The organism is Lentzea albidocapillata subsp. violacea (assembly GCF_900100275.1).
Classification (GTDB): Bacteria; Actinomycetota; Actinomycetes; order Mycobacteriales; family Pseudonocardiaceae; genus Lentzea; species Lentzea violacea.
Genome location: NZ_FNET01000027.1, coordinates 1 through 14,045 on the forward strand (window position 1 = coordinate 1; position 14,045 = coordinate 14,045).

Below are 14,045 nucleotides of genomic sequence, written 5' to 3' on the forward strand. Positions count from 1 at the left end.
CCACACCAGATCATGCGATCCAGTGTCGTATCCGGTATTAGACCTCGTTTCCAAGGCTTATCCCAGAGTACAGGGCAGGTTACCCACGTGTTACTCACCCGTTCGCCGCTCGTGTACCCCGAAGGGCCTTACCGCTCGACTTGCATGTGTTAAGCACGCCGCCAGCGTTCGTCCTGAGCCAGGATCAAACTCTCCAATAAGGATTGTGTGATCGCTCCAGACGGAATATGTCTGGCATCTATCTTCTCAAAGGAATTACCTCGACGAGAGGTAATTCATATATTACTGGCTGTGTTTCGGCACGCTGTTGAGTTCTCAAAGAACACGCGCACACCGCAGTCACATCAGCTTTCGCTGACTTACTTCCGGGGCTTGTGTTGAAGCTTATTTTCGTCAGGCCCGTTCCGGCTTGTTTCCCGGCCCGTGTCGCTCTGACTTGGAGAACATTACACGGGGCACTTTCGATCTCCAAATCGGGGGGTCACCTAAGCCTCAGCACCGCCGCTGACCTGCGCGTTCGTCACCGCGAAGACCGGATGGCGGTCCGCCTCGGCCTCGAACGCCGAGACGGGGTCGCCGACCCGAGCGTCGAAGAAAGGCCTAGTCACGGGCTCTTTGCGCACATAAGCGGCCAGCACGGGCGCCGCAACGGCCGCGGAAACCTCGTTCAAAACGACTTGACGTGACCTGCGTCCCCTTCGCAGGACCGCCGAACCGGCTGCCCGTGCGTTGTGCACCCAGTCCCGAACGCCATACGGCGCGACGAGCCACTCCTGGCCGTCGTGCTGCATCAGGCGAATGGGAATCGTCCGCTCAGCACCAGTGCGGCGGCCACGGATGGTCAGCAGCACGTAGCAGGAGGGCGCGATGCCGAGCGAGACAGCGCGACTGATGACGACGTTGCCGATACGGCGGACGAGGTGCTGACGGTAGGTCTTGGCCACAAGGTCAATCATGGACCTCATGGCGTTCGACGTGGTGGTGATTGGCGGAGGTCCGGCCGGCCGTGCACTCGCACGGGCGTGTGCGCACGAAGGCCTCCACACAGCGATAGTCGACCGTCGTCCGGACCGTCCGTGGACGGCGACGTACGGCGCGTGGGCCGACGAACTCCCGCCCGACACACCGACCAGGTCTGTGAGCACCACGGTTCGCGCGTACGCGCGCGAGGAGCATCAGATCCAGCGCACCTACGTCGTCCTGGACAACGCCAAGCTCCACGAACTGCCTGACACGGTCGAGGTACTCCAACGGCCAGAGGCAGCGCGCTACACGTTCAACGCCACAGGTGCGCGCAAGGGCCGTGCCGAGCAAACAGCTGTAGGCACGGTCATCGAGTCGGACAGCACCGAAACCACGTTGATGGACTGGCGCGGCAACGGCGACACGTTCCTCTACACGGTCCCGCTGGGGGGCAACCGGCTGCTGGTGGAAGAGACCTGTCTGGCGCGCAGGCCCGGCATGCCGTTGCAGGAACTCCGCGAACGCCTGCACGCTCGCCTCGCCCCAGGTGAGGAAGAGGAACGCGTGCGCTTCCCCCTCGACGCGCCGAGGGCCACGGACCACGCGTTCGGCGCCGCGGCCGGCTTCATCCACCCCGCCACCGGCTACAGCGTCGCCACCTCACTGCAGCTCGCGCCGCGGGTCGCCGGGGCGATCAAGGCGAACGAGGACCCCGGGCAGGTCATCTGGCCGAAGAAGGCACGCATCGTGCACGCCATGCGCAGGAGGGGCCTCGAAGCGCTTCTCCGCTTCAGCCCGGACGAGACGCTGGACTTCTTCGAGGTGTTCTTCCGGCTCGAGCCGGAAGAACAGCGCGCCTACCTGTCCGGCCGTGAGGACGTCAAAGGCACAGCAGCCGCCATGCTCGCGTTGTTCCGGACGACGCCAGGCCACCTGAGGTGGAAACTCCTGCGCTGAACTCCCAGCGTGAGGGCCACGTAACCGAACGCACCGCTGGTGTAGCAATTGGCCGCCAACCTCATGAACAGCTGGTAAACCCACTTGGAGCCGCTCGTTCGCACCGGCACGATCGGGATGTGCCCGCATTGCTGGATGACGTCAGGTTCGCCTTCCAGCCGCTGTTCAACCTGAACACCGGGGGCGTCGTCGCGATCGAGGCTCTGGCCCGGCCGCACGACGGCAGCGTGCAGGATCTGCTCCAGGCCGCCTTCCGGGCGGGCCTGCTGGCCAACGCCGACGTCGGACTGGCCTGCCGCGCCATCCGGTCCGCGGCCGACTTCGATTTGATGCTGCCCCTGCACGTGAACCTGCTCGCGATCACGATCGCGGACAAACCCGAGGTCATGAGCCCTCTCTACGGCGCTCTCCGGGACACGGGCCGGTCGCCGGGCAGCGTCGTCATCGAGATCGGCGAACCGTACTCACGCGCCAACCGCGGCCGTCTGGCTCATGGCATGCAGACGCTGCGAAACAACGGTTTCCGCATCGCGCTCGACTGCGTGGGCGAGGGCGACGTACCGCTCGGTCTGCTGACCAGCGCCTCGCCGGACTACCTCAAGCTCGACCGCGAGATCGTCCGCTCGCTGCCCGACGACGCCGCGCGGGGTGCGCTGGTGAAGTCGCTGGTGCACCTCGGCGAGTACACGGGCGGCCAGGTCGTGGCCGAGGGCGTGGAGACCGAGGCGGAACTGACCTACCTGCGCAAGCTGGGGGTGGGGTATGCGCAGGGCAAGTTCCTGGCGCCGCCGCAGCGAAGGCCGGCGGTGAACGCCCGGATCGCGCCCGAGGCGGTCACGGAGACCGGGGAGATCCGGCGCGGCAACACGGGTCCCCGGATCACGGCCTTCCTGCACCCCGCCACGGTGCTGCCCGAAAACGCCACGAGCGAGGAGGTGCGTGAGGTCCTGGCCTCGCAGCCTTCGGTCACGGGTGTCGTTCTCGTGGACGACGAGGGCCGCCCGAAGTGGTCGGTGGACCGCAACCGGTTCCTTCTCGCGGTGACCGGTCCGTACGGGCATGCCCTGCATGCCAAGCGTGAAGCCGCACGGCTCGCGGACAAGCCACACGTCATCGGCACCGATGCGTCGGCGCTCGACCTTCTGGACTTGGTGACGGGTGCGAACCGTGAACGCACGAACGACGACCTCATCGTCGTGGACCACAACGAGCGGTGCATGGGTGTTGTGCGCGTGGCCGACGTTGTGCGCGGTGTCGCCGAGCTCAAGGTGGAGCAGGCGGCCGCACTGAGTCCGCTCACGCGCCTTCCCGGTAGTGACGCGGTCGCGAAGGAAGTGGACAGGCGTATCGAGCTCGGCGAGATCTTCGCGATCTCCTGGCTGGACGTCGACAGCTTCAAGCTGGTCAACGACACGGTCGGGTTCGCGGCGGGCGACGACCTGATCCGCGCCATCGGGTACGACCTGGCGGACCTCGCGCACGCGTTCCCCGGCACGCAGGTCGGGCACGTCGGCGGTGACGACTTCCTCCTCCTCGCCGGGCTCGACGAGACAGTGCCCCTGAGTGCTCGTTTGCTGGACAAGCCGTACACGGCAGAGGGACGACACGTCACCCTCTCTCTTGCGACCCTTATCTGTGCCCCGGGATCAGTCGGGTCGTATCGCGAGGTGTCGCGGTTGCTGGCGCCAGTGAAGGAGCACGCGAAGTCGCTCGCCGGGTCCAGCTGGGTCATGGGTAGGCCGGGCACCGAACGACGCGACGTGCTGCGTGGTGTCGCGCAACGCGCGGTGAGTTAACAAGTACAACCAAACGCCTCCTGCGCCGCGCGCTGATCACTCATAGCATCGAGAGTGCTACTCAGTGCACAGGAGGTTCGGCGTGCAGGTCGGCAGCAGAACTCAAGCGGTACCCGCGCAACGCAGAAGCTTCGACGGCCTCCTCACCGTTGGCGTGGAAGAAGAATTCGTTCTCGTCGAAGCTTCCACCGGCCATTTGGCCAACCGCGCCACGGAAGTGCTTGCCGGAGCCGACCGGTTCGAGGTGGACCTGCAGCCGGAAATCGCGCAGTACCAGGTGGAATCGGCCAGCGGCATCTGCACGGACATGGCCGTGCTGCGCGAGCAACTGGTCGTGGCGCGCCGGGCGTTGATCGAACGGGCCGCGCGTCACGACGCGAGGCTCGCCGCGACCGGAACACCGGTGCTGGGCCTCACGATGCCGACGCCGCTGACGAACTCGCCGCGCTACCACCGGATGGCGCAGGAGATGGGCGCGCTCACCAACGACCTGGCGATCTGCGGCTGTCACGTGCACGTCGGCCTGCCCGACGACGAGTCGAAGATCTTCGTGAGCAACCACCTGCGGCCGTGGCTGCCCACGTTGCTGGCGCTGGGCGCGAACTCGCCGTACTGGCTCGACGGCGACACGGGGTACGCGAGCTGGCGGTACGTGGTCTGGAACCGCTGGCCCACTTCGGGTGCGCCGCCGCACTTCGACTCGGCGGCCGAGTACTACGCGGCACGGGAGGAGATCGTCGCGAGCGGCGCGGCGATGGACGCCGGGATGCTCTACTGGGACGTCCGGCTCTCCGCCCGCCACCCCACGCTGGAGTTGCGGGTCTCCGACGTCGCGCCGACGGTCGAGGAGGCGGTGCTGATGGCCGCTCTGGTGCGCGCGATCGCCGCCACCGCACTGAGTTCCGGTGCCGCGCCGGTGAAGCTGCCGCCGCACCTGCTGAAGGTCGCGATGTGGCGGGCCGCGCGCGACGGCCTGGAGGGCTTCGGCATCGACCCGGTGACGGGCGCGCCCACGCCCGCGTCGTCGATCGTCGCGTCACTGCTGCGGTGGATCAGGCCGGCGCTGGAGTTCGCCGGTGACCACGAGATGGTGACCACCGCGATCGACCGGCTGCTGCTCGACGGCACGGGCGCGGTGCGGCAGCGCCGGGCGTTCGCACGGCGCGGCAGGCTGGACGACGTGGTGGGATTCCTGGTGGCACAGACCTCACCGGTCTGAGCCGTTCACTCGATCGGGTACATGTCGAGCCGGCTTGGTGTGCCTCCAAGCCGCGATCCGGTAATCAGTCCCCGTGGCGACCCCCATCTGGGCACCGGGACTGAACGGTGCGGAGCTTCCCAACACCGCACGGGTCAGGGATTACTGGCTCGGCGGCACGCACAACACCGAGGCCGACCAGGAACTGGCGGCCCACCTCGTGTCCGCGGCACCGCACCTGCCGTACCTGTGCCGCACGCACCGCGCGTACCTGGGCAGGGTGGTCAGGCGACTGACCGCCCTCGGCGTGCGGCAGTTCATCGACCTCGGCTCCGGCCTGCCGACCGCGGCCAACGTGCACCTCGTCGCGCCGGACGCGAGCGTGGTCTACGTGGAGATCGACCCGGCGGTGGCGGCCGAGGGCCGGGCGATCGTCGCGGACGAGCCGCGGGTGGAGTACCTGTGCGCGGATCTGTGCGATCCGGAGAAGGTGCTGGAGTCGCAGGAGATCCGCTCGACGCTGGACCTGTCGCAGCCGGTCGCGGTGCTGGTGCTGGACGTGCTGCACTTCGTTCCCGACGAGGCCGAGCCGCACAAGGTCCTCGCCCGGTACCTGGACGCGCTGGCACCCGGCAGCTACCTCGGGCTCTCGCACACGTGCCGCGACCCGTTCATGCTGGCCGCCGTCGGGCTTTTCGGTGCCATGTACGGGAATCAGCCGTTGCCGGCGTTCACGTTCCGGTACCCGGAGCAGGTCGTGCGGTTCTTCGACGGCATGGAGGTCCTCGCGCCGGGCGTGGTGCCGATCCCGTTGTGGGAACCGGATCCCGGCGAGGTCCAGGACCGCAATCCGGAGAACTTCCATGGATGCGGCGGTCTCGCGCGCAAGCTCTAGGCGAGCAACGGGATCGCGGCCAGCACGATCGTCGACACGACGGCCATGGACATGCCGTAGCGCAGCTGCTGCCTGGCCGTCGGCAGGTCCCGCGCGAGCAGGAACGCCGAGCACGCGACGACCCCGACGGCGGCCCAGAACGGCCCGAACCGGAACCACAGTCCGCCGCCGACCAGCAGCAGCCCGCCGACGGTCAGCTGGGTGGTCGCGTTGACGGCGTGACGCGTGCCGTACAGGACGGCCGGCGTGCGTGACCCGACGCGGGCGTCGCCGGCCCGGTCGGGGACTGCCCACCAGAGCGCCCGGCCCGTGGCGAGGGCGGCGACCCCGGAGAACAGCAGCCACACCGCGGGATCGGCCTGGCCCCCGGCCGCCGAGTAGGCCGTCACGCTCGGCAGCAGCCCGGCGGCGATCGCCAGCACCACCGGACCCGCGTACCCGCGCCGCTTCAGCCTGATCGGTTCGAGGTTGTAGGCCAGGTACAGCACCAGAATCAGCCCGACACCGATCGCGACCTTCCACGACACGGCGACGGCCAGCGCGAGCGCGAAGATCATCTCGAAGATCGCCAGCGTGAGGACCTTCCGCGCGCCGATCTCCTGGACCGCCCGCGCCAGATGGCGTTTGTCCGCGGTGTGGATGTCGTTGCGGACGTCGGCGTAGGCGTTGAGGGGGTTGCCGGAGATGATCGCGACGAAGTTCGCGAGCACCGCGAGCACCACGGCGAGGTCGAATCTCGTCGCGTAGCAGGCACCCCAGGAGGCGGCGCACGCGTAGTGCACGCCGAAGGGGTGTTCCAGGCGGTGGAGGTAGGTCAGCGCCGGCAAGTGGCCACCATCGCGAGGCTCGGCGGCGGCGCCATCGCGGCGCCGCGCAACTGGGGTGTGCAGGTCGGGGAGCTGAGCTTGATGCGCTTGTGCCGCAGCAACGCCGTGACGATCAGGCGGATCTCCAGCAGCGCCAGGTCCCTGCCGGGGCAGTGCCGCACTCCCCCGCCGAACGGGAAGAACGCGCCGGGCGGCGGTGGCCGGCGAGCGGGGTCGAAGACGTGCGGGTTCTCGTAGGTCGCGGCACGGCGGTGCGCCAGGTAGATGCTCGGGGTGATCACCATGCCGTCGGCGCTCATCCGGTTCCCGGCCAGCGTCGCGGGCGGCGACAGCCTGAGCGACTCCCTGATCGTGGCTTCGAGCAGGTCGTCGTCGAGCCTCTCGGCCAGACCTGGCGTCCGGCTGATCCAGTACAACGTCCACGCGGTGGCGCTCGCCGTGGTCTCGTGGCCCGCGAACAGCAGTGACACGACCTGGTCGCGCAGGTCCTCGGGTGGCAGGAAAGCCGCAAGGGCCGGAGGTTCGGCGGTGCGCGCGCGGTGCAGCAGCATCGCGTCGAGATGCGGGTCGGACCTGGTGCTGTCCGGGGTCAGGCAGCGGTGCGCGAGGGTGCGGACGCGACTGCCGAGGCGGCGGTCCAGCCAGCGGGTGAACGCGGCCAGCAGCTCGTCGTCGTCCACGCCGAAGACGATGCGGCCGATGATCCGCAGGGTGAGCTTCCTGGTCCACTCCGGGAGGCTGGTCGGGCCGCTCGGCAGTGCGCCGATCGAGCGTTCGACCATCTCCTCGATCAACGCCTGGTAGCGGGTCCCGCGCAACGCGGGAGTGAGCGTGCGCCGGTACGCGGTGTGCTCGGCGCCGTCGAGCCACAGCACGGATCGGCTGCCCAGCAACGGGCTCAGCGTGCGGCTCGGTGGGTGCCGCAGGTCGCGGTCGTTGCGGAACAGGGCGGACATGACGTCCGGGTGCCAGACGAGCCAGCGCCGGTCCCGGAGCCTGACCATGCCGTCCTCGAGGCTCTCCACCGAGTCGAGGAACGGGATCAGGCGCAGCCTGAAGCCGAGCTCGGTCCGGTTCACCGGCTCACCGCGCAGGCGAGGTGGAGCGCGGCCATGCCTTCCGCCCGCACGATTCTCGTTGGCGTGTAAAGGTCCTTGTCGTGCCACAGCGGCGGGTGCTCGCGCTCTCCCCACTCGTGCATGAACTTCGCGCCACGGCTCATGGCTCTCGTGACGTCACGTGCCGAGTGCGCCAGGATGCGGATGGCGTAGGCGGTCTCCTCATAGGTGCCTTCCCACCGGCCCCACGAGCCGTCGTCGTGCTGCGTGCCGAGCACCCAGTCGACGGCCTTTTCGTTGCCTTGCAGGGCGTTCGTGACGCACGCGGTGGCGTAGTAGGGCGAGGCGTGCCACTTGTCGAGCCAGTTGCCCGCCGGTTCCTGCATGTCCCGCAACCACTCCTCCAGTTCGCGGTCGTGACCGATGGCCTGCAGCGCGTGGGCGTTCGTGCTGGTCGACGGCGTGCGCTCGTCAGGGAAACAGGCGAAGTGGCGGGCTTCCCGGTAGCGGTCGAGGGTGTCCACGGGCCCAGGGCTGTCACATAACGCGAGGGCGTGCAGTGCGGTGGCCGTGTCGTCGGCGTCGGCCGGGAGCCCTGGTCCGCCCGCCGCTCCTTGGGCACCGAGCGCGGCTTTGATCTGGCCGGCCACGGCTTCGGGAACGTCCAGGCCCGCGGATCTGAGGGCGACGACGATCCAGGACCGTTCGAACAGCGGGACCGGGACCCCGGCGGGGACAGGACCATTGTGCCGGCCTTGGACGGCTTCCAAGTAGTCGAGGCTCGCGCCCGGTAAGGGGCCTTGGAGCTGCGCTGCGGTGGCGGCCGGGCTGGCGGCGACGATGCCGTCGACCGCGGTGACCTCGGGACGGGGACCGAAGATCTCCAGGGTGTGCCAGAGTTTCTCCGGCAGCGGGCGTCGCCGCAACGCGTGCAACGGACGGGGGTCGAGCGGTGTGCGCAGGCCGAGCCTCTCCGCGAGCGCGGGCACGATGAGCTCGACGGCGACCGTGTCCGGCAGCTTCACCGGCAGGCTGAGCAGCCTGCGCAGCGCTTCGAGACCTCTGCGCGCCGCCGGGTGCAGGCCGAGTGCGTCGACCGCGCTCAGCGTCGGGACCAGCGCGTACTCACCGGGACCGCCCCACGTGCCGTCGGCGTGCTGGGTGTCGAGAAGGTACCGGACCCTGGCGTCGTGACCGGCGAGCCACGGCGCGAGCGCGACGAGCCGGCCCGTCTCGTACACGGACGGTGAAATGCCGCCCCAGGGATCGTCGGTCAGTCGCGCCAACAGCCTCATCGCGGGCCCCCGGAGATAGCAACTGCGTAACCCTAGGAACACAGAGAGTAGCACTCTGCGCCATTCGCACCGCAACGATTTAGTCCGTTCAGCGGACCACACTGCGGAGTGGGCAGGGCGGGCGGATCCTGGGTGAAAGGCCGGAAGGAGGAGGTTGTGACGACAGCGCGCGACATCATGCACCCCGGAGTGCGGTGCGTGGACGAGGACGCGAGCCTCGTCGAGGCCGCCCGCATGATGCGGGACCTCGACGTCGGTTCCCTGCCGATCTGCGGCAAGGACGACCGGCTGCACGGAATCATCACCGACCGCGACATCGTGATCAGGGCCGTGGCGGAGGGCATGGACCTCGCGACGACCCGCGCCGGCGAGTTCGGCGGCCACGTCCACTGGGTCGACGCGGAGGACCCGCTGGAACACGTGCTCGAGACCATGGGCGAGCACCAGATCCGGCGGCTGCCGGTCATCGAGGACCACCGGCTGGTCGGCATGGTGTCCGAGGCGGACCTCGCGAGGCACCTGCCGGAGGACCAGCTGGCGGCGTTCGTCGAACGGGTCTACGCCTGACGCGACCTGCCGTGCTCCAGGTACCGGGTCTCGCCTGATTCCCTTGCTCGCAACGCTTCCGCGACCCTGCGGGCGAGCCTGGGGATCAGGCGTTCCCCGGCCTCGGTCGGGGGCACGAACTCGTACGACCTGAGCTCTTCGGCCTGCAGGCGGATGCGGTCGCCGGCGGTGAGCAGGCCGCCTTCGAAGACGAACAGGACGCGGTCCTCGCCGTCACGCGGTGCCCAGTCGGCCACGAGCAGGCGGCCGGGTTCCCTGACCAGGCCCAGTTCCTCCTCGATCTCACGGCGGCAGGCCTCGCTCGGCGTCTCGCCGTGCTCGATCACCCCGCCCGGGATCTCCCAGTGCGGCTTGTAGGTGGGCTCCACGAGCAGGAGGCGCCCTGCTTCGTCGAAGAAGAGGGCGCCCGCGCCCGAGAGCGCTCTGCTGCTGTGTTCCACAGTTCCTTTGTACGGTGGTCGTCCGGCCAGGGTTCGAACCTGGGACCCTCTGCTTGTAAGGCAGACGCTCTTCCGCTGAGCTACCGGACGGTGGTCGTCCCGCCAGGACTTGAACCTGGGACCTACCGCGTATCAGACGGACGCTCTCACCGGACTGAGCTACGGGACGGAGTGGAAGACGAGGGTGTCGAACCCTCCGGGGCGATCTTGCAAGGATCACCTGCGCGCCGGCGCGTCCCCCGATTCAGTTGTGTCGTGCCCCAGGCAGGATTCGAACCTGCACTGGACGCGTTCTGAGCGCGTTGCCTCTTCCGTTGGGCTACCGGGGCGTGCGGATCCGGGGAGTCGAACCCCGACTGTCATGGCCCTCAACCATGTGCCTCTACCAGTTGGGCTAGATCCACTTTGCGGCGAGCGGCCGGAGGGCATCGAACCCTCTGCTTCGGTTTGAAAGACCGACGTGTCCGGCGAGTTCACCACGACCGCATTGTTTTCGAGCAGCACCGATGGAAGGAGTCGAACCCTCGGGAAACGGGTTTGGAATCCGTTCCGCTACCAAAGCTCATCGGCATTGGCGGGACAAAAAGAAAACCGCCCAGGGTTTCCCGTGGGCGGCTCCGAGGTCATGACCTGGGGATCAGGTCATGGCGTGGAGCCCCACGCCATCGCCAGCAGACCGCCGGCGACGAGGGCGAGAATTCGCCATCCCGCGAGCTGAGTCTTGGCAAGCATGTCTTCCTCCGGTTGATCTCTGTTGTTCGTGATGGGATCAAGCTATGCGACCTTCTCGCACGCTCGCAACGCATTTAATTCTCTCCCAGGAACTGGGAATCAGCCGCCGAGAGGTCTACGAATCTCTGCGGCGCGCGCCGCGCCGTACTGTGCCGTGAGTGCCTGGGTGAGCACCTGGTCGACGGTCGTGCCCTTCTGGGCCGCCACCTCCTCCAGTGCCGCGGTCGCCGTGTCGGCGAGGGACGTCGGGTCGGCCTTCCACCTCTCGCCCTCGCGCACGAACGTGAACTTGAGCGGCTTGCTGCTCGGCGGCCCGCCCGGATCGTCCGAACCGATCTCGGCGGTGGCGGTGTCGGCGCCAAGGATCAGCTTCGTCAGCACGGGATTCGACTCGGTGACGGTGCTGGTGCCGTCGGCGTACACGAGCTTGGTCGACGTGTTCAAGGAGATGAGGCCCTGCTGGACCGCCGTGATCAGAACGGTGCTGCCGTTGCCGGCCCGCAGGACGGCTGGATCGACGGTCGCGCGCAGGCCGTAGACGGTGGCGCGTTGTCCAGCCGGAAGCGCCGCAAGCTGAGCCTCGGTGCTCTTCAGCGCATGCAGCCGGTACTCCTCCCAGCGGGAGATGGCGGTGCTCGCCATCACCGCCAGCGCGATCTCGCCGTCCTTGGTGCGGAGGGCTTTCACGTAGACGGCGAAGACGATCTGGATCTCCTCCGACTGGTCGAACTTCCGCGACGTGGTCGTCGGAGGCGGCGAGGAAGACGCGGACGTGGACGTCACGGGGGGCGGCGTCGAGGAACACGCGGCCAAAGCCAGGACCACCAGCGGAACCAGTCGCTTCACGGCCGGAGCGTAGAGCAAACGGCGCGCATCCCGTGGAGGAATCGCGCCGTTCGAACTCGGGTGACGTCAGCCTTGGGCTCGAGAAGACCGGCTTGTCTCAAAGCTCAACGCCGTGCTCCAAGTAGAGGGTCGTCCCCTTCCTTCGAGCGCGTACAGCTGACGCCACTCGGCGCGCGAGTCTGGGGGATCATCCGGTCGGCCGCTGCCGAGAGAGCGACGAACTCGAGTTCAAGCAGCGGGACGATCCACTGCCACACCGTGAGAAGCTCACCGCCGCAGCATGGATCTGGGCCAAGCACCGACTCAGGCTGGTCTGAAACGGCAACGGCGCGCATCCCAGCGGGATGCGCGCCGTTCGAGAACAAGCCGATCAGACGGTGAAGCCCAGCGCGCGCAACTGGTCGCGGCCGTCATCGGTGATCTTCTCCGGGCCCCACGGCGGCATCCACACCCAGTTGATGCGGAAGTCCGACACGAGGCCGCCGCCCGTGCCGCCGGTGAGGGCCGCGCGGGTCTGGTCCTCGATGACGTCGGTCAGCGGGCAGGCCGCGGACGTCAGCGTCATGTCGATGGTGGCGACGTTCTTCTCGTCGACGTGGATGTCGTAGACGAGCCCGAGGTCGACGACGTTGATGCCGAGCTCCGGGTCCACGACGTCGCGCATCGCCTCTTCGAGGTCGTCGAGCGCGGCGACGTCAGCTTTGGGCTCGAAGACCGGCATGCCTTCGGCTCCCCGGACGACTTCTTCGGTGCTCATGCTGCTCCCTGGCTTCGTGCTACTGCGTCTTTGAAGGCCATCCAGCCCAGCAGCGCGCACTTCACGCGTGCCGGGTACTTCGCGACACCGGCGAAGGCGATGCCGTCCTCGAGGATGTCCTCGTCCGGCTCCACCTTGCCGCGACCCTGCATCAGCTCGACGAACGCGTCCAGCTTCTTGAACGCCTCGCCCAGGGGCTTACCCACGACGAGGTCGGTCAACACCGACGTCGAGGCCTGGCTGATCGAGCAGCCCTGGCCGGCGTAGGAGACGTCCTTCACCATGTCGTCGACCAGGTGGACGCGGAGCGTCACCTCGTCGCCGCAGGTCGGGTTCACCTGGAACGACTCCGCGTCGAACGGGTCGCGCAGGCCTCGGCCGTGCGGGTTCTTGTAGTGGTCCAGGATGATCTCCTGGTACATCTGCTGGAGCTGCATCAGGCCACCCCGAAGAACTTCTGCGCCTCGCGGACGCCGTCGACCAGTGCGTCGACCTCGTCCAGCGTGTTGTACAGGTAGAACGACGCGCGCACCGACGACTGGGCGTTCAGGCAGCGGTGCAGCGGCCACGCGCAGTGGTGGCCGACGCGCACGGCGATGCCCAGGCTGTCGAGCACCTGGCCGGCGTCGTGCGGGTGGACGCCCTCGATCTCGAACGGCACGGCACCGCCGCGGTCGACGGCATCGGCGGGGCCGAGCAGCCGGACGCCCTTCACCGAGGAAAGACCTTCCAGCGCGGCGACGGTCAGCGCGTGCTCGTGGGCGTTGACGCGCTCCATGCCGACGATGCTGAGGTAGTCCACCGCCGCGCCCAGACCGACGGCCTGGGACGTCATCGGCGAACCGGCCTCGAAGCGCTGCGGCGGCGGGGCGAACGTCGAGCCCTCCATCTTGACAAGCTCGATCATCGAGCCGCCGGTGATGAAGGGAGGCAACGCCTCCAGCAGCTCACGACGTCCATAAAGGACACCGATGCCGGACGGGCCGAGCATCTTGTGGCCGGAGAACGCCGCGAAGTCGACGCCCAGCCTGCGGAAGTCGACCGGGCGGTGCGGAACGGACTGGCACGCGTCCAGCACCGTCAAAGCGCCCACGCGCTGAGCCGCCGCGACGAGCACGTCGACCGGGTTGATCACGCCGGTCACGTTCGACTGGTGCGTGAACGCGACGACCTTGGTGCGCGGCGTGATCACGCTGTCCACATCGGACAGGTCGAGGCGACCGTCCTGGGTCAGCGTGAACCACTTCAGCGTCGCACCGGTGCGGGAAGCGAGCTGCTGCCACGGAACGAGGTTCGCGTGGTGCTCCATCTCGGTCACGACGATCTCGTCGCCAGGACCCACGACGAAGCGCGCGGCCTCGGGACCCGAGGTCGCGGCGTTGCCCATCGCGTACGCCACGAGGTTGAACCCCTCGGTGGCGTTCTTGGTGAACACCAGCTCGCCGAAGTCGGCGCCGACGAAGTCCGCGATGCGCTGACGCGCACCCTCGTACGCGTCGGTCGCTTCCTCCGCGAGCTGGTGGGCACCCCTGTGCACAGCGGCGTTGTGCTGCTGCAGGAAAGCCTTTTCCGCGTCCAGAACCTGCGTCGGGCGTTGCGAGGTGGCGCCGGAGTCCAGGTAGACCAGGCGCTTCCCGTCACGAACGGTGCGAGACAGGATGGGGAAGTCCGCCCTCAGGGCGGTTACGTCCAGTGGTGCTGCGGTGGTGGTCAC

At 68.2% G+C, this 14,045-nt stretch carries 14 protein-coding genes, 5 tRNA genes and 1 rRNA gene; 5 read left to right on the forward strand and 15 right to left on the reverse strand.

All coding sequences use genetic code 11. The features are described 5' to 3' along the window. Together BLR21_RS36515 and BLR21_RS36520 are read right to left on the reverse strand one after the other, a co-directional pair. Positions 1-200: ribosomal RNA gene (locus tag BLR21_RS36515) — 16S ribosomal RNA — on the reverse strand; the annotation flags it as partial. A gap of 285 nt (positions 201-485) precedes the next feature. Further along, positions 486-944, reverse strand: coding sequence for a nitroreductase family deazaflavin-dependent oxidoreductase (locus tag BLR21_RS36520; protein ID WP_256335170.1), 459 nt, complete (start codon positions 942-944; stop codon positions 486-488). A gap of 19 nt (positions 945-963) precedes the next feature. On the opposite strand from BLR21_RS36520, the gene BLR21_RS36525 reads away from it, so the two are divergent. From BLR21_RS36525 to BLR21_RS36540, 4 genes are all read left to right on the forward strand, one after another. Further along, complete coding sequence (locus tag BLR21_RS36525; RefSeq protein WP_218131075.1) at positions 964-1,920, forward strand: lycopene cyclase family protein; 957 nt, start codon at positions 964-966, stop codon at positions 1,918-1,920. 119 nt (positions 1,921-2,039) lie between these two features. Next, on the forward strand, positions 2,040-3,716 hold the full coding sequence (locus BLR21_RS36530) for a GGDEF domain-containing protein (protein WP_090013873.1): 1,677 nt from the start codon (positions 2,040-2,042) through the stop codon (positions 3,714-3,716). Between the two features lie 154 nt (positions 3,717-3,870). Next, on the forward strand, positions 3,871-4,935 hold the full coding sequence (locus tag BLR21_RS36535) for a carboxylate-amine ligase (protein ID WP_256335171.1): 1,065 nt from the start codon (positions 3,871-3,873) through the stop codon (positions 4,933-4,935). A gap of 73 nt (positions 4,936-5,008) precedes the next feature. Continuing rightward, positions 5,009-5,809: an SAM-dependent methyltransferase gene (locus BLR21_RS36540; RefSeq protein ID WP_090013875.1), complete on the forward strand. Its 801-nt coding sequence runs from the start codon at positions 5,009-5,011 to the stop codon at positions 5,807-5,809. Here BLR21_RS36540 and BLR21_RS36545 read toward each other — a convergent pair. Genes BLR21_RS36545 through BLR21_RS36555 form a run of 3 tightly spaced genes read right to left on the reverse strand, consistent with a single transcriptional unit; the run spans position 5,806 to position 8,989 of the window. Beyond that, positions 5,806-6,636, reverse strand: coding sequence for a UbiA prenyltransferase family protein (locus tag BLR21_RS36545; RefSeq protein WP_176929950.1), 831 nt, complete (start codon positions 6,634-6,636; stop codon positions 5,806-5,808). The genes BLR21_RS36540 and BLR21_RS36545 overlap by 4 nt on opposite strands. After that, a complete protein-coding gene (locus BLR21_RS36550; RefSeq protein ID WP_090013878.1) occupies positions 6,624-7,715 on the reverse strand; it encodes a cytochrome P450 in 1,092 nt (363 codons plus the stop codon). The genes BLR21_RS36545 and BLR21_RS36550 overlap by 13 nt, the downstream gene beginning before the upstream one ends. Then, positions 7,712-8,989 (reverse strand): prenyltransferase/squalene oxidase repeat-containing protein, encoded by a 1,278-nt coding sequence (locus BLR21_RS36555; RefSeq protein WP_090013881.1) that lies wholly within the window; start codon positions 8,987-8,989, stop codon positions 7,712-7,714. Before BLR21_RS36555 ends, BLR21_RS36550 begins: the two co-directional genes overlap by 4 nt. A gap of 156 nt (positions 8,990-9,145) precedes the next feature. Here BLR21_RS36555 and BLR21_RS36560 point away from each other — a divergent pair, with 156 nt between their 5' ends. Further along, positions 9,146-9,556 carry a CBS domain-containing protein gene (locus tag BLR21_RS36560; protein WP_030478166.1) on the forward strand — a complete coding sequence of 137 codons (411 nt, stop codon included), beginning with the start codon at positions 9,146-9,148 and terminating at the stop codon, positions 9,554-9,556. Here the strand turns inward: BLR21_RS36560 and BLR21_RS36565 are convergent. The 10 genes from BLR21_RS36565 to BLR21_RS36610 form a co-directional block, all read right to left on the reverse strand. After that, a complete protein-coding gene (locus BLR21_RS36565) occupies positions 9,547-9,996 on the reverse strand; it encodes an NUDIX domain-containing protein (protein ID WP_090013883.1) in 450 nt (149 codons plus the stop codon). The two genes, BLR21_RS36560 and BLR21_RS36565, sit on opposite strands and share 10 nt — an antisense overlap. Positions 9,997-10,011: 15 nt before the next feature. After that, positions 10,012-10,086: transfer RNA gene (locus BLR21_RS36570), tRNA-Val, on the reverse strand. 1 nt (position 10,087) lies between these two features. After that, a tRNA-Ile gene (locus BLR21_RS36575) sits at positions 10,088-10,165 on the reverse strand. A gap of 87 nt (positions 10,166-10,252) precedes the next feature. Continuing rightward, positions 10,253-10,325 (reverse strand) — tRNA-Leu (locus tag BLR21_RS36580). A 1-nt stretch (position 10,326) separates the two neighbouring features. Beyond that, positions 10,327-10,400: transfer RNA gene (locus BLR21_RS36585), tRNA-Leu, on the reverse strand. A 9-nt stretch (positions 10,401-10,409) separates the two neighbouring features. Continuing rightward, positions 10,410-10,482: transfer RNA gene (locus BLR21_RS36590), tRNA-Glu, on the reverse strand. A gap of 345 nt (positions 10,483-10,827) precedes the next feature. Continuing rightward, positions 10,828-11,574: a hypothetical protein gene (locus BLR21_RS36595; RefSeq protein WP_143028034.1), complete on the reverse strand. Its 747-nt coding sequence runs from the start codon at positions 11,572-11,574 to the stop codon at positions 10,828-10,830. 370 nt (positions 11,575-11,944) lie between these two features. After that, a complete protein-coding gene (locus BLR21_RS36600) occupies positions 11,945-12,331 on the reverse strand; it encodes a metal-sulfur cluster assembly factor (protein ID WP_090013886.1) in 387 nt (128 codons plus the stop codon). After that, on the reverse strand, positions 12,328-12,768 hold the full coding sequence (gene sufU / locus BLR21_RS36605) for a Fe-S cluster assembly sulfur transfer protein SufU (protein WP_030478164.1): 441 nt from the start codon (positions 12,766-12,768) through the stop codon (positions 12,328-12,330). The genes BLR21_RS36600 and sufU overlap by 4 nt, the downstream gene beginning before the upstream one ends. Continuing rightward, a complete protein-coding gene (locus BLR21_RS36610; RefSeq protein WP_090014022.1) occupies positions 12,768-14,045 on the reverse strand; it encodes a cysteine desulfurase in 1,278 nt (425 codons plus the stop codon). The genes sufU and BLR21_RS36610 overlap by 1 nt, the downstream gene beginning before the upstream one ends.